Source organism: Patescibacteria group bacterium (genome assembly GCA_038065315.1).
In the GTDB taxonomy this organism is placed as follows: Bacteria; Patescibacteriota; Minisyncoccia; order Phycocordibacterales; family JBBTRF01; genus JBBTRF01.
This window is the reverse complement of record JBBTRF010000001.1, coordinates 603,965-623,842: the sequence shown is the minus strand read 5'-3', so window position 1 is coordinate 623,842 and position 19,878 is coordinate 603,965. Positions and strand designations below refer to the sequence as shown.

24 protein-coding genes and 5 tRNA genes are annotated in these 19,878 nt (G+C 50.9%); 6 read left to right on the top strand and 23 right to left on the bottom strand.

Translation table 11 applies throughout. The features are described 5' to 3' along the window. Positions 1-29: 29 nt before the first annotated feature. Positions 30-1,721 (bottom strand): helix-turn-helix domain-containing protein, encoded by a 1,692-nt coding sequence (locus tag AAB391_03455; protein ID MEK7645342.1) that lies wholly within the window; start codon positions 1,719-1,721, stop codon positions 30-32. 24 nt (positions 1,722-1,745) lie between these two features. Here AAB391_03455 and AAB391_03450 point away from each other — a divergent pair, with 24 nt between their 5' ends. Continuing rightward, positions 1,746-2,171: a hypothetical protein gene (locus AAB391_03450; protein MEK7645341.1), complete on the top strand. Its 426-nt coding sequence runs from the start codon at positions 1,746-1,748 to the stop codon at positions 2,169-2,171. Between the two features lie 21 nt (positions 2,172-2,192). Here AAB391_03450 and AAB391_03445 read toward each other — a convergent pair whose 3' ends face one another. The 10 genes from AAB391_03445 to AAB391_03400 all read right to left on the bottom strand — a co-directional run bounded on the left by AAB391_03445 (position 2,193) and on the right by AAB391_03400 (position 10,081). Continuing rightward, positions 2,193-3,782: a HAMP domain-containing sensor histidine kinase gene (locus AAB391_03445; protein MEK7645340.1), complete on the bottom strand. Its 1,590-nt coding sequence runs from the start codon at positions 3,780-3,782 to the stop codon at positions 2,193-2,195. Between the two features lie 8 nt (positions 3,783-3,790). Beyond that, positions 3,791-5,101 (bottom strand): hypothetical protein, encoded by a 1,311-nt coding sequence (locus tag AAB391_03440; protein MEK7645339.1) that lies wholly within the window; start codon positions 5,099-5,101, stop codon positions 3,791-3,793. 24 nt (positions 5,102-5,125) lie between these two features. Continuing rightward, positions 5,126-5,199: transfer RNA gene (locus tag AAB391_03435), tRNA-His, on the bottom strand. 1,065 nt (positions 5,200-6,264) lie between these two features. Further along, a complete protein-coding gene (locus AAB391_03430) occupies positions 6,265-6,834 on the bottom strand; it encodes a cob(I)yrinic acid a,c-diamide adenosyltransferase (protein MEK7645338.1) in 570 nt (189 codons plus the stop codon). A 35-nt stretch (positions 6,835-6,869) separates the two neighbouring features. After that, entirely contained in the window at positions 6,870-7,418 is a 549-nt protein-coding gene (locus AAB391_03425) for a hypothetical protein (protein ID MEK7645337.1), read from the bottom strand. A gap of 117 nt (positions 7,419-7,535) precedes the next feature. After that, positions 7,536-7,617: transfer RNA gene (locus tag AAB391_03420), tRNA-Leu, on the bottom strand. A gap of 43 nt (positions 7,618-7,660) precedes the next feature. Then, positions 7,661-8,080, bottom strand: coding sequence for a hypothetical protein (locus AAB391_03415; protein MEK7645336.1), 420 nt, complete (start codon positions 8,078-8,080; stop codon positions 7,661-7,663). Positions 8,081-8,170: 90 nt separating this feature from the next. Continuing rightward, positions 8,171-8,614, bottom strand: coding sequence for a 50S ribosomal protein L19 (gene rplS / locus AAB391_03410; GenBank protein MEK7645335.1), 444 nt, complete (start codon positions 8,612-8,614; stop codon positions 8,171-8,173). Between the two features lie 25 nt (positions 8,615-8,639). Continuing rightward, positions 8,640-9,407, bottom strand: a complete 768-nt coding sequence (locus tag AAB391_03405) for an RluA family pseudouridine synthase (GenBank protein ID MEK7645334.1) — start codon at positions 9,405-9,407, stop codon at positions 8,640-8,642. 5 nt (positions 9,408-9,412) lie between these two features. Further along, positions 9,413-10,081, bottom strand: a complete 669-nt coding sequence (locus tag AAB391_03400) for a hypothetical protein (protein MEK7645333.1) — start codon at positions 10,079-10,081, stop codon at positions 9,413-9,415. 106 nt (positions 10,082-10,187) lie between these two features. Between AAB391_03400 and AAB391_03395 the strand changes: the two genes are divergently transcribed. Together AAB391_03395 and AAB391_03390 are read left to right on the top strand one after the other, a co-directional pair. Next, positions 10,188-10,260 (top strand) — tRNA-Val (locus tag AAB391_03395). A gap of 6 nt (positions 10,261-10,266) precedes the next feature. Then, positions 10,267-10,668 (top strand): hypothetical protein, encoded by a 402-nt coding sequence (locus tag AAB391_03390; protein ID MEK7645332.1) that lies wholly within the window; start codon positions 10,267-10,269, stop codon positions 10,666-10,668. A 72-nt stretch (positions 10,669-10,740) separates the two neighbouring features. Here AAB391_03390 and AAB391_03385 read toward each other — a convergent pair whose 3' ends face one another. The 10 genes from AAB391_03385 to ruvX all read right to left on the bottom strand — a co-directional run bounded on the left by AAB391_03385 (position 10,741) and on the right by ruvX (position 16,844). Further along, positions 10,741-11,595 (bottom strand): class I SAM-dependent methyltransferase, encoded by an 855-nt coding sequence (locus AAB391_03385; protein ID MEK7645331.1) that lies wholly within the window; start codon positions 11,593-11,595, stop codon positions 10,741-10,743. A gap of 4 nt (positions 11,596-11,599) precedes the next feature. Continuing rightward, positions 11,600-12,502, bottom strand: coding sequence for a Fic family protein (locus AAB391_03380; protein ID MEK7645330.1), 903 nt, complete (start codon positions 12,500-12,502; stop codon positions 11,600-11,602). Between the two features lie 161 nt (positions 12,503-12,663). Beyond that, positions 12,664-12,735 (bottom strand) — tRNA-Arg (locus AAB391_03375). 59 nt (positions 12,736-12,794) lie between these two features. Beyond that, positions 12,795-13,067, bottom strand: coding sequence for a hypothetical protein (locus AAB391_03370; protein MEK7645329.1), 273 nt, complete (start codon positions 13,065-13,067; stop codon positions 12,795-12,797). Between the two features lie 32 nt (positions 13,068-13,099). Next, entirely contained in the window at positions 13,100-13,654 is a 555-nt protein-coding gene (locus tag AAB391_03365) for a hypothetical protein (protein ID MEK7645328.1), read from the bottom strand. 4 nt (positions 13,655-13,658) lie between these two features. Continuing rightward, positions 13,659-14,210 carry a hypothetical protein gene (locus AAB391_03360; GenBank protein MEK7645327.1) on the bottom strand — a complete coding sequence of 184 codons (552 nt, stop codon included), beginning with the start codon at positions 14,208-14,210 and terminating at the stop codon, positions 13,659-13,661. Then, positions 14,203-15,336: a pilus assembly protein PilM gene (pilM, locus tag AAB391_03355; GenBank protein ID MEK7645326.1), complete on the bottom strand. Its 1,134-nt coding sequence runs from the start codon at positions 15,334-15,336 to the stop codon at positions 14,203-14,205. Before pilM ends, AAB391_03360 begins: the two co-directional genes overlap by 8 nt. 42 nt (positions 15,337-15,378) lie before the next feature. Beyond that, positions 15,379-15,990, bottom strand: a complete 612-nt coding sequence (locus AAB391_03350; protein MEK7645325.1) for a VTT domain-containing protein — start codon at positions 15,988-15,990, stop codon at positions 15,379-15,381. 41 nt (positions 15,991-16,031) lie between these two features. Continuing rightward, positions 16,032-16,439, bottom strand: coding sequence for a hypothetical protein (locus tag AAB391_03345; protein MEK7645324.1), 408 nt, complete (start codon positions 16,437-16,439; stop codon positions 16,032-16,034). A gap of 21 nt (positions 16,440-16,460) precedes the next feature. Continuing rightward, complete coding sequence (gene ruvX / locus AAB391_03340) at positions 16,461-16,844, bottom strand: Holliday junction resolvase RuvX (GenBank protein ID MEK7645323.1); 384 nt, start codon at positions 16,842-16,844, stop codon at positions 16,461-16,463. Between the two features lie 45 nt (positions 16,845-16,889). Between ruvX and AAB391_03335 the strand changes: the two genes are divergently transcribed. Next, the gene (locus AAB391_03335) at positions 16,890-17,900 is read left to right on the top strand and encodes an LAGLIDADG family homing endonuclease (GenBank protein MEK7645322.1); all 1,011 of its coding nucleotides are present in this window, start codon (positions 16,890-16,892) and stop codon (positions 17,898-17,900) included. After that, positions 17,864-17,948, top strand: a tRNA-Ser gene (locus tag AAB391_03330). The genes AAB391_03335 and AAB391_03330 overlap by 37 nt, the downstream gene beginning before the upstream one ends. Before the next feature lie 10 nt (positions 17,949-17,958). Here AAB391_03330 and AAB391_03325 read toward each other — a convergent pair. Then, positions 17,959-18,945: a reverse transcriptase/maturase family protein gene (locus AAB391_03325; protein MEK7645321.1), complete on the bottom strand. Its 987-nt coding sequence runs from the start codon at positions 18,943-18,945 to the stop codon at positions 17,959-17,961. 65 nt (positions 18,946-19,010) lie between these two features. Here AAB391_03325 and AAB391_03320 point away from each other — a divergent pair, with 65 nt between their 5' ends. Further along, complete coding sequence (locus tag AAB391_03320; protein MEK7645320.1) at positions 19,011-19,379, top strand: four helix bundle protein; 369 nt, start codon at positions 19,011-19,013, stop codon at positions 19,377-19,379. Here AAB391_03320 and AAB391_03315 read toward each other — a convergent pair. After that, a complete protein-coding gene (locus AAB391_03315; GenBank protein MEK7645319.1) occupies positions 19,364-19,582 on the bottom strand; it encodes a hypothetical protein in 219 nt (72 codons plus the stop codon). The two genes, AAB391_03320 and AAB391_03315, sit on opposite strands and share 16 nt — an antisense overlap. Between the last annotated feature and the right edge of the window lie 296 nt (positions 19,583-19,878).

The following is a 19,878-nucleotide window of genomic DNA, read 5'->3' as shown; positions in this document are numbered from 1 at the left end:
GACGAGGTACGCGGCGGAACACTTCCGCCCTACGACTTTTTCTGCTTTGGTACCAGACCTTTCAGAGCGCGGGCGAGGCGGATCTCGACGTACGAGATATTGGCGCCAAGCTTCTTTTTGGCCGGCGCAAGGAAAATACCGTCACACTTTTCATCGGCCAACATCTCTTCGAATACTTTATCGATCTTCAACCAATGGGTCCTTGAAATATCTTTTTTGAGATACGCAATGTCGGTGCCATAGTCCTCTTCGATGAGCTTCTCAATATGATCGACAATCGTCTCCGTGGTGAGGCCGCGCTCGCGGGCGATCTCGGCGAGCGTTTTTTTCTTGTCGATGAGCGCGGCGGTGATCTCGTGCGTTGGTATTTTCGGAGCTTTCTTCCCCGCCGCACGCTCCGGCACACAATATTCCATGAAATCTTTTTGTTCAGCCGCAAGCTGGGCCGGTGACATACCCCCCAACTTCTCTTCAGCGCGGACCGACGCTTCCCGAAGCTGCCCATCGAATTCCAACACCTCCTGGTTCACTTCGAGTGCCTTAGCGTTCAAACCTAAAATGCGTAACCCCGCCAAGCTCCGCACGCGGGACAATGCCACATATCCCATACCCGGCTCGAAAGACTTCGACAGATCCATCTCTGCCGCATCGAGGCTCATGCCCTGACTCTTGTGCACGGTGATCGCCCATGCCAACCGCAGCGGATACTGAAGCAGCTCGGCCTTCGTATTCCCATCCTCCTCGATCTTCCACGAAGCCTTGCCGATACTCACCCGTTTACCGCTCGACAACCTCACCACCGGATCTTCATTGAAGCTGCATGACACCACCACCCCAAGCGTGCCGTTTACATACCCCTCTTCAAAATTGTTCTTAATACACATCACCCGCGCACCGACCTTCAGCCTCAGGTTCGGCTGCGCCAAGCAAGACTTTTTGAGCGCTTCGACAATAAAAGGCTTCCCTCTTTCCTCCATCGCATATTCCGCTGAGGCCGCCTCGACGAGCTTCGCCAATTCGCGCTCGTTGATCGCATCGACATCTTCATTGTGCGTATAGAGGCGCGTCGGCTCGGTGATGAGCACTTTTTTGTGCGGATGCGAATGTTTTTCGAGCAACGCATGTGTCTTTGCCGACACCTCACCGGAACGGATCTCGTTGAGCAGACCGATGGCTTCGGGATCATTTTGGCGGAATTGTTCGTCGAGATAACAGACGCAGAAATCACCATTTTTCCATGCTTCGGAGTGATACACAAAATGCGCCGGCTGTTCGCCAAAGCGCGATACCGGCGGGAGCTGGAAAAAGTCACCACACAACACCACCTGCACTCCACCGAAAGGATCATCGACTTTTTTCATTGTCCGCAAAATCTGGTCCACCAAGTCGAGGCGAAAATGATGAAGCATCGAAACTTCGTCGATGATCAGCACCTTCACCCGTTCGAAACGCTTCGCCAGATACGGCTTCTCACGCATCCCTTCGATGTCGTATTCGGAAAGAAACGCGTGGATCCCCATGCCCGACCACGAATGAATCGTAACCCCGCCCATGTGTGTCGCGGCGATACCGGTGGAGGCGGTGATGCCCATATCCACTCCACGCTCACGCAAATACGAAATGTACGAATTCACCAGGTGCGTCTTGCCACTGCCGGCCGCGCCAGTGATGAAGACATTTCTGCCGGTTTTGAGTAGTTCGAGCGCCTGGGCTTGTTTCATAAAAATATGAGATACTGTGTATGTATGAGGATACACCAGATCCGCAAAAGAGCCGAGGAGTCTTTCTGGAGAATCCTGACCGATTTTTGGACGCTCGTGTTCTTCTCCGCCATCGTCTACGACTATCTTCACGAGAATATCCTTGACCACCACGAAATCATCCTCATCATCGCCGTGCTGTACGGTGCCTCACTCGCCATCTACAGTGCGGAAAAAGAATTCAAGCGTTGGCACGACAAGCATGAAACCATTCATCCAGGCGAATTGTATGTTATTGCCTGGACGCTCTTGATCTTCGGCCTGATCATCGCCGGTTTCATCAACCGAGAACACTACGAGATGCCCGCTGAGGTGCGCGCGACCTACGTGGTAGTAGTCGGCATTCTCGCTCTCACGAGAGAATCGAAATATCTGTACGGAAAAGACAAAAAAGAGAAGCGCAAGAAGTAGTGGCGAGAAAAAATACGCCAACTATGCCGAAGGTTTTGTCTTGATCGGTAACGACATCGAGAAAGTGGCCCCTCTCCCTTCGCCATCCGAATGTACGGAGACTTCGCCGCCATGTTTTCGGACCACTTCGCGGGCCATGAAGAGATCAATGCCCAAACCCTCCGTATCGGCGCGCATCGCCTTTGGGGTGCGGAAAAATTTGTTGAACATTCTACCAAGATCCTCCTTAGCGATTCCCATCCCGGTATCAGCTACGGACACTTTCACGACACGCCCGTCGTGATAAAAAGAAATAGCAACCGCGCCGCCAGCAGGCGTGTATTTGATGGCGTTGTCAATGAAAATCTCCAGGGCGTAGGCGATCTTTGCACGATTCACCGATACGGTAGGAAATGTCGTACCAGGAAGTAGCCCTTCGAAAGTCACAACGAGTTTTTTCTCTTTGACGCGGCGGTCATATTCTTCAAACACTTCTCGCGCCAAAACATCGAGGCGCACCGGCTCCACAGCCGCCGCGTCACGATCTGTATTCGCGTCGGAAAGGTTCACCAGCAAATTGGTGAGATCCACGAGTCGCTGCACTGCCGTCTGAATAGTCTTCACGTTTTCTCGCTGCTCAGGCGGCAGACTAACGCCACCAAGACTATCGGCCGACCATTTGATATGCGTGAGCGGGGTGCGAAACTTGTGCGTGACCACATTGATAAACCCGTATTTCAAAAAATCCGTCTCGCGGAGCTTGCTCCAAATAAAGAGACCGATCGACACACCGACCAGCGATGAACCAAGCGGAAAAGCCCATACCGGAAAACCTGGAACGACTTCGACAATCTGGTTGTTGGCATAATTGAGAATACTGATGAGCACGCTGACTCCTCCCACCACCACCGCATAGATAAAAGCTTGCTTTCCGATCACGCGGATATCCATGAGTTCGTACTTCAAAACAGCGTAGGCAAAAGGCAGGGTGAAAAACGGGATAAAGAGGATTGACCAGATGGGATTGACCGCAACACCAAACACCAAGGGCACCGCTGTGACGCCAAATGAATACCCGAGAAAGAGTGCTGCAAACATGTACTTGAGACGATTGCGCATCACTGGGTCAGCGGCGGGATAAGCCTGCATCATACGAAACAAAAAGTATGCCGGGATGAGGCCATTGGAAATCAGCTCCATCAGCCAATACAGCGAGCCGGCGACGTAGTAGTTCGGGAAATAGAGTTTTGGTTCGGAAGGCAGGAGAAAAGAGTCTGGAAAGATCACGAATACAGCGAGCAAGATAAGTGAGGTGAGGTATGCGATCGCAAGGGGGACACGTTCTTTGTCCGCTCGGCCGATGAGTGCAAAGACACAATGCGCGAAGAACGGTGAGATGAGCAGGACGGAGCTGGTGAACATCAGCGCGAGACGAGAAAGGTGCGGGTCAGCGATATTCACACCAATCACATGAGCGATGGTGAACACCACCACCGCGAAAAAAGCGGCAATAATCTTCCGATTCGCCAGCGTCTTGTGATCCTTTACGTAGACAGAGACGATTAGGCCGGTCATAAGGATCGACGAGAGAACATATCCGGCGTTGTGGATGAAGAGAGATACGGCAGGCATCCCCTGTATTATACCGCACGTCGAGAAAAGCGTCGGATACCGTACCTGATCGCTTTATAGAGCACGTAGGCTGATACGAGATAGATAAGTGTTTTGTGGTCGAGGATGAACGTGAGGAAGTGGAGCAGGTAGGAATACAGGGTGTGAAACGGCGTGTCGAGAGAAGATATGGCGGCAGAGACAGAGGCGAGGCCTGTTTTTCCTCCAACACTCGTGGTGGGTGATGCTACACGCTCGTCGACTCTCCCCTTTTCTTTTTCGAGACTCGCTTGCAGTGTATTGAGCACACTATCCGTAGCAGACAGCGCCGACACCGCTCCGTGGACGCCTACGCCCACAATAGTCGAGGTAGCAAAGAGTGGTCCGCTAGAGATCTTTCCCAAAAGAATACCTGCGGCACTCTGTTCGGGACTTTTCGGCGGCGGTGGTAATGCTTCTAGTACAAAAACGCCAATCGGTGCCGGGCTCTCAATATCCGGAAGATCCTCCTCTCTCCCATCGGGATAGGTGGCATGAATCGAAACAATCTTGGCTCGAAATCGGTGCTCGCCAGAAGCTGCCAGCCAACGCACCCAGACGATCTGCGAGCCGCCAGAAAGGACGGAGAATTGCGTCGTACCGAGCAACGTTTGGTCGTCGTAAAATTCTACCGAACCGCGCGTGTCCGCCGTGCCACCATTGAGCACGCTGGTATAGATCTTCACCTGCTCCCCCGCCCTGAAGGGCTGTTTGGAAAACCAAATCTGATTGCGGACGAAGTCGACAGACGAGGTTGAGGCGGCGAAGACATGCGTCGGACAGAATAAAAAGAGGAGACTCAGCAGACCTATTCGCAAAAAATCCTCTATCTCCTTGAAAGATGAGAGCGTCACGACCTTGTGTTTGTGAGGCTCGATAAATTCTTGGTGGGTCATCTTACCTTTCTTGTATCCAAGACTGTATCGCTTGTAAAAAACGTGCTTCATCAGGAAAAGTGTCTGCTTTATTCTTTCATTTTCTCTCGACAGGCCACGTCTCAACAAAGTGCCCCACTGCGATAGTATGTTTTTGTATCGCAGATACAGAATAATATCCGCGGATGCCATGCCCGGCTCCAAAAGCCAAGCTGTTGTACCCTCAACGATCCATTTCTCCTGCTTAAACGTCTCTGAGATCTGTTCCAAAGCCTGTTGTCGATCTCTCGGTTTCGAAAATTTTACTTCGTAAAAATAGTCATCGGTAGAGTGGCTCGGTATTCCAAACTTTCTCGAAAGTTCCGCCGCGAGGGTGGATTTCCCTCTTCCTGCATCTCCGGTGATGATTATTCTTTTATAGATCATGACAAACGCTTTTGACAAACTTCTTGGGGTCTCTATCGGGGTTCGAACCCGAGCTTAACCCTCCACAGGGGTCCGTGCTACCACTACACCATAGAGACCATAACACGTCAATATTTTCTAGTGTTTTCTTGACGACATACCTAGACTATCATGATGTGCCAGATAATGGCAATTGTGGCAAAGCCACCTTAGATTACCGAGCACGTTATTTTTTCTGTTTTGGTCAACATGATGTACGGCCAAAATCCGTACGTCCGTTACATGACAACCTGCACACTTCTGCACCCTGTTACTCCTGAGCAATATCTCTCGGTATCGTGAAGACCCGTCTTTCCAACCCTTGTGCCGAACACCTGAGAACTCCTGATTTCTCCAGATCGTCTGGCAAGATTTTGTACAAAAGAATTTACCGCTTTTCGAGCGCGACACTCGGCTTGGTAGTCGCTCGATCTTTTTCTTGCAAACAGCGCAATCGAATTGGATCGAAATTTCACTTGCTCGACCTTTGCACTTGATAGAACAAAATCTGCCCTGCCCCTTCCGTAAGTGATAGGGTTTTGCATAAAATTCGCCTCGACACTGTGCACAGTTAGTAATTGGCATGTTGGTCTTACTTATTCAAAATTCCTGCGAGGCGTTTTTTCTCGACCGGATAATGGTGTACGAGAAAATGGCAGTTGTGGCAAAGCCAGGCGAGGTTTTCTAGCACGTTATTTTTTCTATTCTGATCAATGTGGTGTACCGCCAAAACAGAAGGATTCTTTATATCACAAAGTAGGCACGCTCGTTTTCTGGCAGTCTCTCGAGATAACCTTGCCTTGTAAGAATATTCTCCTGTGATCCAATTCGGGTGATTTTCACCTAAGGATCTTTTGCCCTTGGCAATATTACTGCATTTTAGGCTGCAAAAGTATTCTTTGTATTTCGATACTTTCAACGATTTGACTGTTTTATATGCAGCTTTTCCGCAGAGTCTGCATGAGATTTGCCGGCCAGACTTCCTCGCTTGATGCTGGCATTGAGCGGAGCAATATGAAACTAGTGACCTCTTGATCTGAGATCTCTTTTTGGAGAATCGTTTTTTACAATAACTACAGACAACAGATTCCATCTGCTTAGTATAAATCAGGGGTGCCCGTATGTAAATAGAAAGTATTGTGGTGCTACTTATACGCCGGCGGCTCCTCCTTTATACCAGACAAGTGATTAGAAAGTCTAGCAAGAGCGTAGAGGAGGCTGGAGAGACGGTTGAGGTACGCGAGGGTTTCCGGAGACACTTTCACCGCTCCCCCCTCCGCCACATCTTCAGCGACAGCCACTACCCGCCGCTCGGCGCGGCGGGCCAGAGTGCGCGCCACATCAAAACTTGCAGCCAATTCTGTCCCGCCGGAAATGAAAAATGTCTTGATCGGCGGAAGGAGTTTTTCTGCAGCATCGGTCAACGCTTCCGCCTCCACTACTTTCGCGCCGGTCATCTGCATCGGGAAGCCGGCGACTTCTGCCTGGACCATGAACAGTGTTTGCTGGATCCCATGCACAATCTCGCCAAAGCTGCACTTTTCCAATTGGAATTTCTCCCCCGCTGTGAACGACCGTACCTTCACGACACCGAGAAACGAATTCACTTCATCGAGCGAGCCGAGCGCTTCGGCTACAGCCGAGCCTTTCGAGATGCGTTGGTCGCAGCCGTATGTTTTGGTCGTGCCTTTATCGCCTTTTCGGGTATACAACATGGAGATTCATTATACCATTTCGATTTTACGACTCTCTAGAGTGCCCGCGCAGCCAAGCCGATCAGGACGATACCGATGAAATTGCAGACAAACGAAATCGGCACGAACCGGCGCATCTTCAAATGCGACATGCCCAAGAGGCCAATCCCAAGCTCATCCGGCAAGGGCGAAGCGATGATCATGCCCCCGACAAAGAAAGTGAAAAGGCGGAATGAGCGACGACGAAAGATGGCACCGACACGCTTGGTGGTAGTGTTGTGTGACACCACTTCCAGCAAATGCTCCGAGAAACGATCGCGAATGAAGCGGAACATGATGACATCGCCAATCGTAGAGCCGATGGCGCCGAAAAAAGCGGTGAGAATGATGGTGTTCAGCGCGGCAATTTGTCCGAGTGCGACGATGGCTGGTGCCGTAGTGAATACTGACGTGAAAAATAGTCCTGCGACAAAACTACCAAGATACTGGCCGTGACCCGTGGAGATGAGTAGTTGTGAGAGCACTCCGGTCTTCACCAAGAGAACCGCAAGGATGATACTCACAGCCAAGATCAAAAAGTCGTGAAAGAAGAGCTTGTTTTTCATGGTGGTTATTAGTGCCAATTATACATCATCGGGCTTGGCCACGCGTAAAATTGCTTCACAATTTCCGCTCCGCAGGTATACAAAAAGGCCCGCAAAAGCGGGCCTTTTTGTATACTGTGCGCGGGAGAGGACTTGAACCTCCACGCCTTACGGCATACGCACCTCAAGCGTACATGTTTACCAATTACACCACCCGCGCATGCAACAACCGACACTATACCCGAAAACTTCCAGCTTATCAACTACTTCCCCTCCGTCATTTTCTGCAACAAATCCGCGCGCTGCGCATCTGTGAGGGTCACGCTTGGCTCCGCTGCAACTGAAGTCTTCACAGTGGTGGTCTTGCCATTCACCACTTTCACACTTGTTGTTTCGATTGGTCCAGGATTCGCCATTGCATTCATCAATGACTGCTTCTCGGTATTAGTGAGCGACACCGCCGGACGCTCCGCCATCTTTCTCAACAACTCCTCTTTGTTCGGCAAAAGCGACGAGGTCGACGTCTGGTTGCGCGTCATCGCAAACCAACCGATCAGCGCTGAAGCCAGGAGCAATACGACAACCACCTCGAACACGACTTTCCAGCCCTTGCGACCAACGCCCGGCTCCGAAGGCAGGGTTGGTACAGAAAACTGTGTCCCGAGATTGAGAGCATCTACCATCCTTGTATTATATAACAAAAACTCCCCTGTCGGGGAGTGTCTGTGCACATCGTAGCCAGCAGTCGAGCGGGCCGCGGGAATTGTGACGAATTACGCCTTTGCTTCCACGACTGGAGCGGCCTTTTCGGCCTTCGGCGCATTCTTTGAAGCGGTCTCTGCGAGTGCTTCGTCGTTTGAAGATCGAACCTTTCGCATCTGCTTGTTGATCTCCTTGGTCGCCTTGTGTCGGATGTGATAGAGCTTGGCTCGTCGGACATTGGCTCGTTTGGTCACTTCGAGACTGTCGATGTTTGGAGAATAGAGAGGAAACACTCGCTCAACGCCGACACCACTGGCAGTCTTTCGTACGGTGAAAGTCGCGCCTGAATCGGAGCCGTGCTTTCGAGCGAGAACGATGCCCTCAAAGACCTGAAGTCGGACCTTGCCCTTTTCCTTGATCTTCTGAGTCACTTTTACAGTGTCGCCACCGCGCATGTCCCAGGTCTTTCGCTGAGCCATATCAACCGGTGAAACGGTAATTCCTTTGATTTCCATAGTAGGGCTTAATCTAACACAGGCCTCATTTTTTGGCAAATATCGCCTCCGCCTGGCGAAAATCTTCCGGTAGTGGCGCGGATACCGACAGCTTTTTGCCATTCATATCAGCAAATTCGAGCTGGCAGGCGTGGAGCGCGAGGCGCTGAAAGCCGAGCGCATGCGGAAATTTCTTCACCAAATTTTCGGTGTAGAGGCCGTCTTCGACAAGCGGATGATTGATCGCCTTCATGTGCACGCGGATCTGATGTGTACGGCCAGTGAGCGGGCGTACTTCAATATAGGTAAAATCTCCGAGTGGAATTTCCGGACCAACACCCGCTACTCCGCGCGCTCGGCCGAGTACGCGATATCGGGTGGACGCCTCGCGCATCTCCCCTCGTACGCCACGCTGTGCTGTCCATCGACGGAAGTCACTGCGAGAACGGCCGATCGGACGGTCGATCTGTCCAACATCCTCCTTCACCAAGCCGAAGACGAAAGCGCGATAGATCTTCTTGGTGGTGCGATTCTGAAATTGCTCTTTCGCGTGCAAGAAAGCCTCCTGAGTTTTGGCGAGCAGGAGCACGCCGGTGGTGTCACGATCGAGACGATGCACAATGCCTGGACGGAGCAATTCTGTGCCGTCGGCGAGCTGAATCGGTTCCCCCACTTTCTTCATTTTTGGGTACTTTTTGAGGATCCAATCCACCAACGTCGGCTCTTCGGTGCGGCCATCCGCATGCACGACAAGGCCGGCCGGCTTGTTGATGACCAGGTACTGCTTGTCTTCGTGGAGGATTTCTATTTTCATTATATTTAGAGCCCTATTACTAGACTTGCGAGCTTTTCTGTCAGTCCCTGAATCCTCAGGAAAAGCTTGGTATCGCAAATACAGACCTCCAGCGTACCATAAGGTAGAGAATCTTTCTTGTTTTTGCTCGCAATACTCGGCCGTGAATATGTTTTGAAAAATTGTTTCAAAGGGATGCCAGTGACATCGGACCAGTATTCTTCTGCTCTTTTTGCATTCAAATGCGAGTGGGTATGGATGTGTCCTCTGAACTTTTCTTCAGGAACGGCGCACTCTTTTCGAAAAAATTCCATCATCACCTTAATAATGAGAGGATTGCTGTTGGTGAATCGAACCATCCCCCGATTGGTCTTCGCCCCTTCTGCCCAATAAAGCATCGTGCCGATGATCTTTAAATCTTTTTTTGAAATAGAATCAACTTCGTCGCGGCCGCCTTCAATGAACACCTCCCGCTTGTTCTGTTCGTTCTGAAGCCTCGATTGACGTCGCTTTTCAATAGCTTCCCTTTTGAAACCCTTCTTAGCCAACCTTTTTTGCTGCTTGTCCGACAAAACAACGTCTCGAACCCAAAGACTGACACTGCTTTTCGAGACAGCAAGCTCGCGCGAGATGTCCTTCATGGACATTCCAGCTTTTCGTAGTTGTGTCGCTTTTTGTTTCTCTGTGAGCTTCATATTGAGAACGTATTGTATGTGGAGTATACTTCTACAAGGACGTGAAATCAAGCTTGATAAAAAACAAAAAACAAGCTATTGTGTTCCAGGTAGCAAGGAAAAACATGCGCCCTTAGCTCAGTTGGTAGAGCGGCGAATTTACACTTCGAAGGTCGGGGGTTCGAGTCCCTCAGGGCGCACAATACATGACATTTATTGTATCTTCAAAAGGGGTGAACAACACTGAGGGAACAACGGCAAAATTTGGCAGTGGAGGCACTGTTACAATTGGTGGAGATTTTCAGAATACGGGTAGTGTTGAGATCGACCTCAAGGCAAACCTGAAAGTGCTTGGTAGCGTTGTGAACGCTGGAACATTTAGCGTAAAAGATTACGTCGCGGAGAACCAGTACCCGTTATTTGAGGAAGCGATAAGATCTCTGCAGGGTAGCGCGAAAGAATACCTTCAGTACTCTTATCGGGACATGCGCAATGGTGATCTAGCGGCTGCAGATGGATGGTTTAAGAAATTTATTTACTACACAAAAGATCACCCTGAACTTGTAACATCGTCTGCTCAGGTTTTACTACAAATTTTTTACAGATAGCTTCGTGACAAAACGTTCAGTTCTCATGTCAGACAAACTGAAGAGATGTCTTGATTTAGAAAGTTAAACTTACTATACAACCTTCACCCCCTCCAAACACAAAAACATCGGGATCTCCTTGCGGATACGATTCTCCTCTGCCCCGCGCGGACCAGGCTGGCTCTCCTTGTGCGAATTCCACTCCTCGAGACGCGACACCGCAAACCCCGCCTTCTGCAATTTCTTGAAATAGAGTTGGAGCGGTCGGTGGAACGAAACAGTCTTCGCCGCCGGCGCCACACCTGCCGCCTCCTTCCCCGGATTCATCACGATCTCCTCCTTCGACTCCGATAGATACGCATCCACGCGTCGGTACTGCGACTTTGTCGCATCATCCCAACCCCAACCGGAACGCTTCGGCACACGAAACGCCGGATGATTCATCACGATGAAGAGCTTGCCGCCCGGCTTCAGCACGCGGGCACATTCGTCAAATGTCCCCTGCAAATTTTCGATATTTTGAATGGCCAAAGAAATGAGAACGACATCGAACGTCGCGCCATCCACTCTCGGCAAATGATCCGCTGGCGACACTGCAAAGCTCGGCACGCCCGATTTGGAGACCGGACTCTTTGAGCGAGCGATATCGATGAGCTCGGGAGAAATATCGACACCCGTCACCTTGGCGCCAGACGCAGCAAGGGCGCGTGAAAAGAATCCTTGTCCACAAGCCAGGTCGAGAACATGCATGCCTGCCTTCGGCGCCATGAGCCTGAGCAGGTTCGGCAAAATCACCTCTTTCTGATACGTGTCCTCCTCGCCAAGCAGGCCGTCATACCAATCCGCCACCCCGCCCCATGATGTTGGTGCGCCCGGCGTGCCGGTTTTTGGTACGATCTTGGCAGTAGGCTTTGCGGTCGCGTTTGGTTGTACTTTTTTGTGTTCCATGAGTTTATTTTTCGTCTCTGGGCGTGTACTCAAAACTTTCGCCGATCTTCCAAACACCTTTCTCTCTGAAAGCCGGAATATTCTGTCGACGAGCGGCGTTCGTCATCGCTGAAGCAGACTTAGCGTGACTTTTCGTATATTCAGAGAGTCGAATAATTTTGTCTCCCTTGAGATACGTAATACGCTTGTGCAGCGACTCCATCAGGCCAAGATAGATCACCTTTTCAAGCGTCTTGGTCTTTTTACCATCGCGGTAGTCACCAAAGGATTTGTAGTATTCTTTTTTCTCACGGTCCCGAATGATAATGATCGGGAAGCCAAGACGTTGGAGTTGGTAAGAAATCAACACGCGACCAATACGGCCATTGCCATCGCAGAACGGATGGGTAGTTTCAAAATCCAAGTGGAACTTGGCGATCTTGTCCAAAAAATAAGCAGACATGTCGCTCGTGTATTCAGTGATACTGGAGGCAATCAACTTCTCAACTTTTTCAGGAGCGGGAGCAATATGCGTACCGACTCGGACATATTCGCCCGAGCCACGAAAGCGGCCAGCGATCTTGTCGTCAATGCCGCCGATCAGCATTTGATGCAAAGGCAAAATAAGCTCGCGATTTACTTCTGTCTCTTTCGATTTGTTACGGATGTATTCGATGACTCGAGCAAGATTTTTTGCCTCAAAGACTTCGCGCAAAGAAACATCTCGAGCGACTTCCATATCCAAAAGAATCTTCTCTGTTTCCTTGAGCGTGAGTGTCGAATTTTCGATGGCATTAGAGTTGTAGACGCTTTCCGGCACTTCGGCATCGTCGATCATAGCCAAAAGCGAGTCCTTACCTTTGCGGAGGACGTCATATTCGGCCTTGAGAGCCTGAATGCGATCTTTGATTGGTTTGGTTATAGACATAGGTGTATATAATGCTTTATAGTGACAGTATAGTCTATTTACCTATAAAAGTCAATCTTTAGTGAATAGTACCCATAAAGTGCCTCCTATTCACTGTTTTATCACCCAAAATCGTGAAAAAACGTCTTTTTTCATCTATTTTCACGATTTTGCTCTCTATGTGCTCCCGGCAAGAATCGAACTTGCATCAGCGGCTTAGAAGTCCGCAGTTTTATCCATTAAACTACAGGAGCGTGCTTTTTGCGCGGCACCAGCGCCGCTCTTCCCGACTGCGTTTCCCCATACTACCCGTTTACTCGGCTGGGTCAACCGAGACGGGCGCGCTGTAGCGGACTCTGTCGAATTCGCTCGCGCGTTCGAGAAATTGTCGATTGGTCTTGTCGAGTACTTTGCCGTCCAGGACATCACTCGTAGACACGGTGCCGACATTGCCTTCGATAGGGTCCGGCTGGCTCACTGTCGAGTGAAACCAGTACGCCCACGCAAACACCGAGACGGCCAAAAGGCTCGTGATGCCGAGCACCAGGTACCAGTCGCGCGATGGGTTGTGTGAGGGGTGTTTCATGTATGTTTGTGGCGCGCTCGTGCGCGACGCTTTTATTGCTTGTATTTTACCACCCGCAATGTCACCACGGCTGTCCACGGAGCATTGCTGAGCACCTTGCCCGCATCTTCCGAAGCGCCCTTGGTATACGCGACGCTGTCGATCGCCGAAACATACGGCAGACGCTCGAGGAGGCGGATCGAGTTGGTCACCGCCGACCACGATCCCGCCACGCTCAAAGTGGCGACGAGATTTTCCGTACCAAACACCGCATCGCCATTTTGGCTGGTGGTGTAGCTAGTGATCTTGGCCGTCGCACCAACAGAAGACGCAAGCTTTTCGAGATAGCTCGCAAACGAAGCGACCTCCGTGCTCTTCAAAAATGCCTTGTCCAAGCGCAGGCGCTCATCCACCGTGGTTGAAGCCAATTTTTTCAACGCTTGAAAATGATCGACTTTGTGCTGCTCTTGCTTGATCTGTTCGGAGAGCTGCGTGATCGTCCCGGTCTTCTGCCCTACTTCATACAAGCCGTACCACAATACGGCGGCAGCCACGACACAAAGAACGGCGGAGATGGTGAGAGCGAGTTTTAGCGTAGCGGTTCGCATGGGATTACATCAATGAAATAAACGAGATGCTAAAGTCGATGTTGGTCGGTTTCTGGAAATCCGGTACCGGCAACACGACCAATTTGAATTTCTTCTCGGCCTGGAGGCTTTGATAGAAATGGAGGAGGGAGAGCCGGTCTGCTGCGCGACCGGCAATCGTGATCTTCCTCGCCCGAACCCCTTCCGCGACCTCGTCGGCCCCGAAGCGGAAGGCGGTGAGGGCGATCCCGGCAGTCTGATGCTCCACCACCCGCGACACCATCTCGCTCGCCGCCGAAGTCTCGAGATATGGTTGGGAGAGATCGAGCTTGGCCTTCGTCGCACCAAGCAGCTTGGCCATGGAATCATCCACCTTCTGCCCCGCCACCTCATGCACCGAATCATATTGTGCCTGAAACAACTTCGCCTGGTTGATCGAGGAAACATAGGCCGGGATCAGCGACACTCCCGCCAAAAACACCAATACCGCCAATGCAATAATACAGGCCGAAGCGACGCGGAAGCGATATTCGTTGGAGACCGATTTTTGTGAAGCGAGTGGGAGAAGATTAAACATGGGATTGGGGAGAATTGAACGACGCCAAAGCCGAACCGATCGCCGAAGCGTAGCTCAAGGCGTCTGGCCGCGTGATGTGCGGAATAGCATCTTCGAAGGCAAATGCATTCTGCCAGACATTGCCGACCTCGGTCTCGATCTTCATGGTGGTAGAAATATATTCATCGAAACCGGACAGGTGCGCCCCGCTGCCGCAGAGATAGATCTTCTGGATCGGTTTGCCCACTGCCCCGCTCTTGTCTTTATGACTCTGCCAATACGACACGATGCGATTCATTTCGTCGCGCAAAGCCGAAGCAGTGTTCGCGAGCGAGTAGAAGAGATCCACTGCCTCGCGATTCTTCATCATCACTTCCCCACGCTTGATCTTCAGGGCCTCTTCATGAGTCACCGAAAGATGTTTTTCGATGGCTTTGGTGAGTGACTCTCCGCCAAAAGACAGGGTGGCGGTAAATTGTACTGCCCCCTCACTCACCACATAGATACCGGTGGTCTTCGTACCGATATTGGTAATAAGATACGTCCCCATGTCACCCTCTCGCACAATCGAACGCGCAATGGCATCGGCATTCATATAGAACGCCGTAGGTACCAAGCCAACAGAGCGAAACAGTTCGACATAACCTTCGATAAACTTTTTTGGGAAGACAGCAACGACGACATCAATCGTTGTCGCATTCGGTGCAGATGTAGCCAATTTTGAAGATGGGGGCAAAATAACAAAATCAAACACCGCTTCGGCCGGCAAAAGTGGGACATTCTCTTCGAGCTGAAATTCGATCGCCTGTCGGGCCTGTGCAGCTGGCATCTGTGGCAAGCTGGTTCGGAAAATATAGGCTTTGTCCTCTGGAAGAGTCACGCGAACGAAAGATAGGCCGAGCTCTTTCTTGGCCGCAATGAGCGCGTCCTTCAGCTCTTTGTTCGATTGCACTTCGTCGCCATAAATAGCGCCGCCCGGAATGCTCCGAGTGATGGCTTTGTCGAGGGCGAGGCCTTTGTGCGATCGACTAAACGTAATTACGCGCATCGAGTGATACGAAAGATCCACGCCAGCGGCGGGCATCGTGAGGAAGGTCGGCGGCGGAAAATACCGGCCAAGAAATGAGGATCGAGAAAAGGACAACATGCACTACTAGTATACCGCCGTGTCTCGCGAGCGTCGAGAGGACTATTGGGAGTTCCGTCGAGAGCGGAGGTACTCGCGAATGATGGGGATGAAGGAGATGGCGATGATGCCAAGCACGATCGGCAGGAGGTAACGGTCGATCGATGGGATCAAGCCGCCGAGGAAGTAGCCGAGGGAAGTGAGGCCGAGCGACCACGCGAGGCCTCCGATGATGTTGTACGAGAGGAAGGTGCGATAGTCCATCTTCCCCACCCCGGCGAGGATTGGGGCGAAGGTGCGGACAATCGGGATGAATCGCGCGAGGATGATGGTCTTCTTGCCGTGGAGTTCATAAAATCGCTGCGCCCGCTCAACATGCTTCTTGTGAAAAAATAGCGAATCCTCGCGCGAAAAGATCGCCGGCCCCGTCTTTTTGCCAAACCAATACCCAACAGAGTCACCGAGGATCGCCGCGATCGCCGTCCCGATGAGCAACCAGCCGATCGGCAACAATCCCTGCGAAGAGAGCAGTCCGGCTGTGAAGAGGAGCGAATCGCCAGGAAAAAAGAAGCCGAAAAACAGACCGGATTCAGCAAATACAATAGCAATCACGCCCGCCAAGCCAGCAGTCTTCACCAGAAATGTCGGATCGAGGAGGAAAAGAAATGATTCCATGGGTAGATAAATGTTTAAGTGAACGCAAAAAACGACGGCCCTTATTTCGCAATAGTGCCTGGCGGAATATCGCCGTTTGGCTCAAGAAGAGAAAACTTTCCATCAGCCGTCGACACCGCAAACAACATGCCGTTGCTCTGAAAACCGCGGATTGTGCGCGGCTCGAGATTGGCAACAAACATACATGTCTTCCCCACGAGCACGGCCGGGTCGGGAAAGTATGTGGAAATACCTGAGACGATCTGTCGTGGTGCCGCTTCAGCAAAGTCCACCGAAAGTTTCAAAAGTTTGTCGGTCTCTGGAATCTTTTCTGCGCTCAAAATCTTGCCGGAGCGGATTTCGATCTTTTTGAAATCATCGAAGGTGGCGAAAACGGGTTTTGGCGCTACTGCTGCAGGGGTCGGTACGGGAGTTGTGGCCGCGGTCGATGTGATTGGTTTTGGATCCATAGTAGTGAATATTATACCCGATTAGCCCCGATGCTTTTCTAGGTAGCTTTTCAGGATGAGAGCAGCGGCCGAAGCGTCGAGCATCGCATTTTTCCCTTGGAGATGCTCCGCTTCGGCCGAGGTCATGAATTCCGGCTCCAGATGCACCGGCAAGCCAGTCGCCTTTTCCAACTCGGCCTTGAACACCAGCGCCGCCTTCATGATTGGATTGGCCACCTGCTTGAAATCCTTCGACTCCCCCATCACAATCGTCCCAACAGACTGCTCGGCACACAAGGCCTTCAATTGCTCGACGAGGTGCGCATCGTTGGCCAGCACACTATGCGGCAAAGCAAAATTGCCTGCCTCGTCCGAAAGGGCCACCCCCACTCGCTTTTTGCCGAAATCGATACCTAGGTGACGCATGCGACCATTCTACTCCATCCTGATGATTTTGGTATAATAGGATGCATGGCTGATATATCTAATATACAGAAGAGGTTTGTCGCAAAAGCTTTGGCTGAATTTAAAGGCAGTCTGTTCGAATTCGCACACCGACTCGGTGTCCATCCACGAACACTGGGAGAATACCGCGAAGGCCGCTACCCACTATATGCAGCTAGAGCAAAACAAATCGAAATAGTGAGTGGTGTAGCTGCGCCAAAAGGGCTTCCCTCCTTCGACCAAAAGAAACATCTAGCGAGCATTTCAAGCAAAGGCGGAGAAGGCTTGATCGCCAAGTACTCCCGCGTACCGGTGAGCGAGACCGTTCGAAAACAAGCGTGGGTGGACTGGTGGCAAAGAAAGGGTCGGCACGAAAAGCGTTTCAAACACACCATGAAGACTCCCGAGCATAGCACCCGTCTTGCCGAACTCGCAGGAATCATCCTGGGTGACGGCGGCATAAACCCGTATCAGATCACTATTACCCTTTCAAAAGAGGAACGAGCTTATGCAAAATATGTTCAAACGCTATCCAAAGATCTTTTCGGAATCCCTGTCAGCCTGCACGATCGAGAAAATCACGGCGCTTGCGACGTCCGAATATCGAGCCGAGAATGCGTACTCTTTTTCATGAAAGAATGTGGTTTTTCGGTAGGAAGTAAAATAACATCTGATGCGCGAATTCCGGAATGGATTATGGCGAATCAAGAGTATCGAAAAGCTTGCCTGCGGGGTGCCCTGGACACCGACGGATGCATCTTTTTGGAGACTCATTCTTCGTACAAAAACAGGAAGTATTCTTACGCGAGATTAAACATCACCATTTATATACCCGGGCTCATCGAGCAGCTTTACGAAATACTTTCCTCTCTCGATTTACATCCAAAGATCCGGAGGGGCGGCAAGGCCGTACAGCTTGAAAATCTCAATGAAATATGCAAGTATATGGAGGTTGTCGGGAGTTCAAATCCACAACGACATAGGCAGCACAAGCGTATCAGGGAGGGGTGTCAGAGTGGTCTAACGTACCGCACTTGAAATGCGGCATGCCGAAAGGCATCGTGAGTTCGAATCTCACCCCCTCCGCACAGTGCCTTCACAGGCTTCGAGAAACCCCGCCAAACGGCGGGGTTTCTATTTTCTGCTTCAATCGAAATGTATTTCCATGCTTCAGCATTCCCAAGTAGGACATTCTTGACTCGGGTCCAGCGGCTTTCAACTTCTTGAACATCCGCTTCTTCGTGGCCGTTCGCAGCACTCGATGATCGGGGAAATGCACCCAGCCGAGAAAATCGACACCCGAGGCAAACGTGCTGATACTGATTTTGTCAGGATGGAGAGTGAGTGCCAATTTTTCTCGCAAGAAATGTTCGGTTTCTTCCAGCACCCAATGAAGCCGCTCCTTGTCGGTGTCCATGACCACAAAGTCATCCGCGTATCGGATGTAGTATTTCCCTTTCAATCCCTGTTTCATGAACTTGTCGAATGCGTTCATGTACACATTCACCAATAGCTGCGACGTGAGATTTCCGAGTGGCAACCCCTTCCCCGGAGCAGTGCTTTGAAAACTCTCGACCACCCTTCCGATGAGCCAGATAACATTTTTATCAGGAAGATACTGCCGCAAAGTGTCGAGAAGTATTTTTTGATCGATAGAGGCGAAGAATTTCCGCACATCACATTTCAACATCCAAAGAGTTTTCGTGTTATTTTTGCTTGCCTGCCAGGCAAAACGCCTGAATCTTTCTAGCGCTCGATGGGTACCCCGCAACTTGCGGCACGAATACGAATCATGGATGAATGTCGGATCGAAAAATGGGTAAAGCTGACGATAGACAGCATGATGCAACAGTCGATCTCTCACGCTCGCCTTGTGAATATTTCTCGGCTTCGGATCGGAAATGTTAAACGCATGGTATCCACCGTGGACATAGGTCTTGTTTTTGAGTTCGAGATGAAGTGCGAAAATATTATCTGAGAGCCTGTATTGAAAATCCTGCACGTCTTTCTTGCGACGCTTCCCTTTTAGAAACTCCTTCCACGCTTCGAGCAAATTTTCGATAGAAATGATATGGTTGTACACGTTTATCTATTTTAATTCAAAAACCAAAATGCAACCTGTTAAGACCCCCCCCCTCATCTCCAAGATTGATCCCGGTCGTACTGAAGCTCAAGGATGTTTATAGTATCTGGCAAGAATATCTCACCCATTTCCCGAAAGCCAACCGCTTCACCATCGGCTCGAAGATAGACATACTATTTCTCGAAGCGATCGAGTACACCTTCATGGCAAGCTACACCCACACGACGGAAAAACAGGCCCTGTTGAACAGGGGTATCTCCAAGGTTGACCTCATCAAGCTGCTAATGCAATTGGCCTGGGAAATAAAGGCTCTGGACAACAAAAAATACGCTGTGCTCGCTGAGAAGTTCGCCGAGATCGGCAAGATGCTCGGCGGCTGGAAACGGCAGCTGTTACAAAAAACTCCCGAGATAGTTTCTCAGGAGAAATCGTGAAAGTAGCGAACCGCTAGGAAACGGTAGTTGGCATTCCAGTCGTTGTCGAACCATTTGAGGTTGAGGTTGCGCTTGGAACCGTCCTTGTTGAGATACGGCACGTTGCGGTTGCCATTGACCTTCGCGACGGAGCCTTGTGCGAGAGACCATCTGTGGCACTGTCCCCCGATAGCTTCGCAGGGACTGTATCGAATTCGTGACATTATTCTATCACCCAGTTTCTCGCACCAACTGTCTCTAATTTTTTAAGGACACACCGCAAGGCACTCTTCGGACAGCCGTGACCACCCGAACTCTCGCCCCGCGGGTTGCGGACAAATTACCCAAAGCCGTAACCTTAGATTTTTCACTTGTCGCTGGATAGTATATACGAAAGTCGAAAAAGAAAAAACCGTGCGTAGCTCTGAAGCACACGCACGGGATGAAACTGACTGTCCGGGGCCGAAGGGTCCAAGATTCCAAGGGGCCAAGGGCCTGAAGCGCAAGCGCTTGCCGAGGG

Excerpts from the sequence above, each read along its gene's own strand:
- AAB391_03455 (MEK7645342.1), bottom strand. The coding sequence starts at position 1,721 with ATGAAACAAGCCCAGGCGCTCGAACTACTCAAAACCGGCAGAAATGTC.
- AAB391_03450 (MEK7645341.1), top strand. The coding sequence starts at position 1,746 with ATGAGGATACACCAGATCCGCAAAAGAGCCGAGGAGTCTTTCTGGAGA.
- AAB391_03445 (MEK7645340.1), bottom strand. The coding sequence starts at position 3,782 with ATGCCTGCCGTATCTCTCTTCATCCACAACGCCGGATATGTTCTCTCG.
- AAB391_03440 (MEK7645339.1), bottom strand. The coding sequence starts at position 5,101 with ATGATCTATAAAAGAATAATCATCACCGGAGATGCAGGAAGAGGGAAA.
- AAB391_03430 (MEK7645338.1), bottom strand. The coding sequence starts at position 6,834 with ATGTTGTATACCCGAAAAGGCGATAAAGGCACGACCAAAACATACGGC.
- AAB391_03425 (MEK7645337.1), bottom strand. The coding sequence starts at position 7,418 with ATGAAAAACAAGCTCTTCTTTCACGACTTTTTGATCTTGGCTGTGAGT.
- AAB391_03415 (MEK7645336.1), bottom strand. The coding sequence starts at position 8,080 with ATGGTAGATGCTCTCAATCTCGGGACACAGTTTTCTGTACCAACCCTG.
- rplS (MEK7645335.1), bottom strand. The coding sequence starts at position 8,614 with ATGGAAATCAAAGGAATTACCGTTTCACCGGTTGATATGGCTCAGCGA.
- AAB391_03405 (MEK7645334.1), bottom strand. The coding sequence starts at position 9,407 with ATGAAAATAGAAATCCTCCACGAAGACAAGCAGTACCTGGTCATCAAC.
- AAB391_03400 (MEK7645333.1), bottom strand. The coding sequence starts at position 10,081 with ATGAAGCTCACAGAGAAACAAAAAGCGACACAACTACGAAAAGCTGGA.
- AAB391_03390 (MEK7645332.1), top strand. The coding sequence starts at position 10,267 with ATGACATTTATTGTATCTTCAAAAGGGGTGAACAACACTGAGGGAACA.
- AAB391_03385 (MEK7645331.1), bottom strand. The coding sequence starts at position 11,595 with ATGGAACACAAAAAAGTACAACCAAACGCGACCGCAAAGCCTACTGCC.
- AAB391_03380 (MEK7645330.1), bottom strand. The coding sequence starts at position 12,502 with ATGTCTATAACCAAACCAATCAAAGATCGCATTCAGGCTCTCAAGGCC.
- AAB391_03370 (MEK7645329.1), bottom strand. The coding sequence starts at position 13,067 with ATGAAACACCCCTCACACAACCCATCGCGCGACTGGTACCTGGTGCTC.
- AAB391_03365 (MEK7645328.1), bottom strand. The coding sequence starts at position 13,654 with ATGCGAACCGCTACGCTAAAACTCGCTCTCACCATCTCCGCCGTTCTT.
- AAB391_03360 (MEK7645327.1), bottom strand. The coding sequence starts at position 14,210 with ATGTTTAATCTTCTCCCACTCGCTTCACAAAAATCGGTCTCCAACGAA.
- pilM (MEK7645326.1), bottom strand. The coding sequence starts at position 15,336 with ATGTTGTCCTTTTCTCGATCCTCATTTCTTGGCCGGTATTTTCCGCCG.
- AAB391_03350 (MEK7645325.1), bottom strand. The coding sequence starts at position 15,990 with ATGGAATCATTTCTTTTCCTCCTCGATCCGACATTTCTGGTGAAGACT.
- AAB391_03345 (MEK7645324.1), bottom strand. The coding sequence starts at position 16,439 with ATGGATCCAAAACCAATCACATCGACCGCGGCCACAACTCCCGTACCG.
- ruvX (MEK7645323.1), bottom strand. The coding sequence starts at position 16,844 with ATGCGTCACCTAGGTATCGATTTCGGCAAAAAGCGAGTGGGGGTGGCC.
- AAB391_03335 (MEK7645322.1), top strand. The coding sequence starts at position 16,890 with ATGGCTGATATATCTAATATACAGAAGAGGTTTGTCGCAAAAGCTTTG.
- AAB391_03315 (MEK7645319.1), bottom strand. The coding sequence starts at position 19,582 with ATGTCACGAATTCGATACAGTCCCTGCGAAGCTATCGGGGGACAGTGC.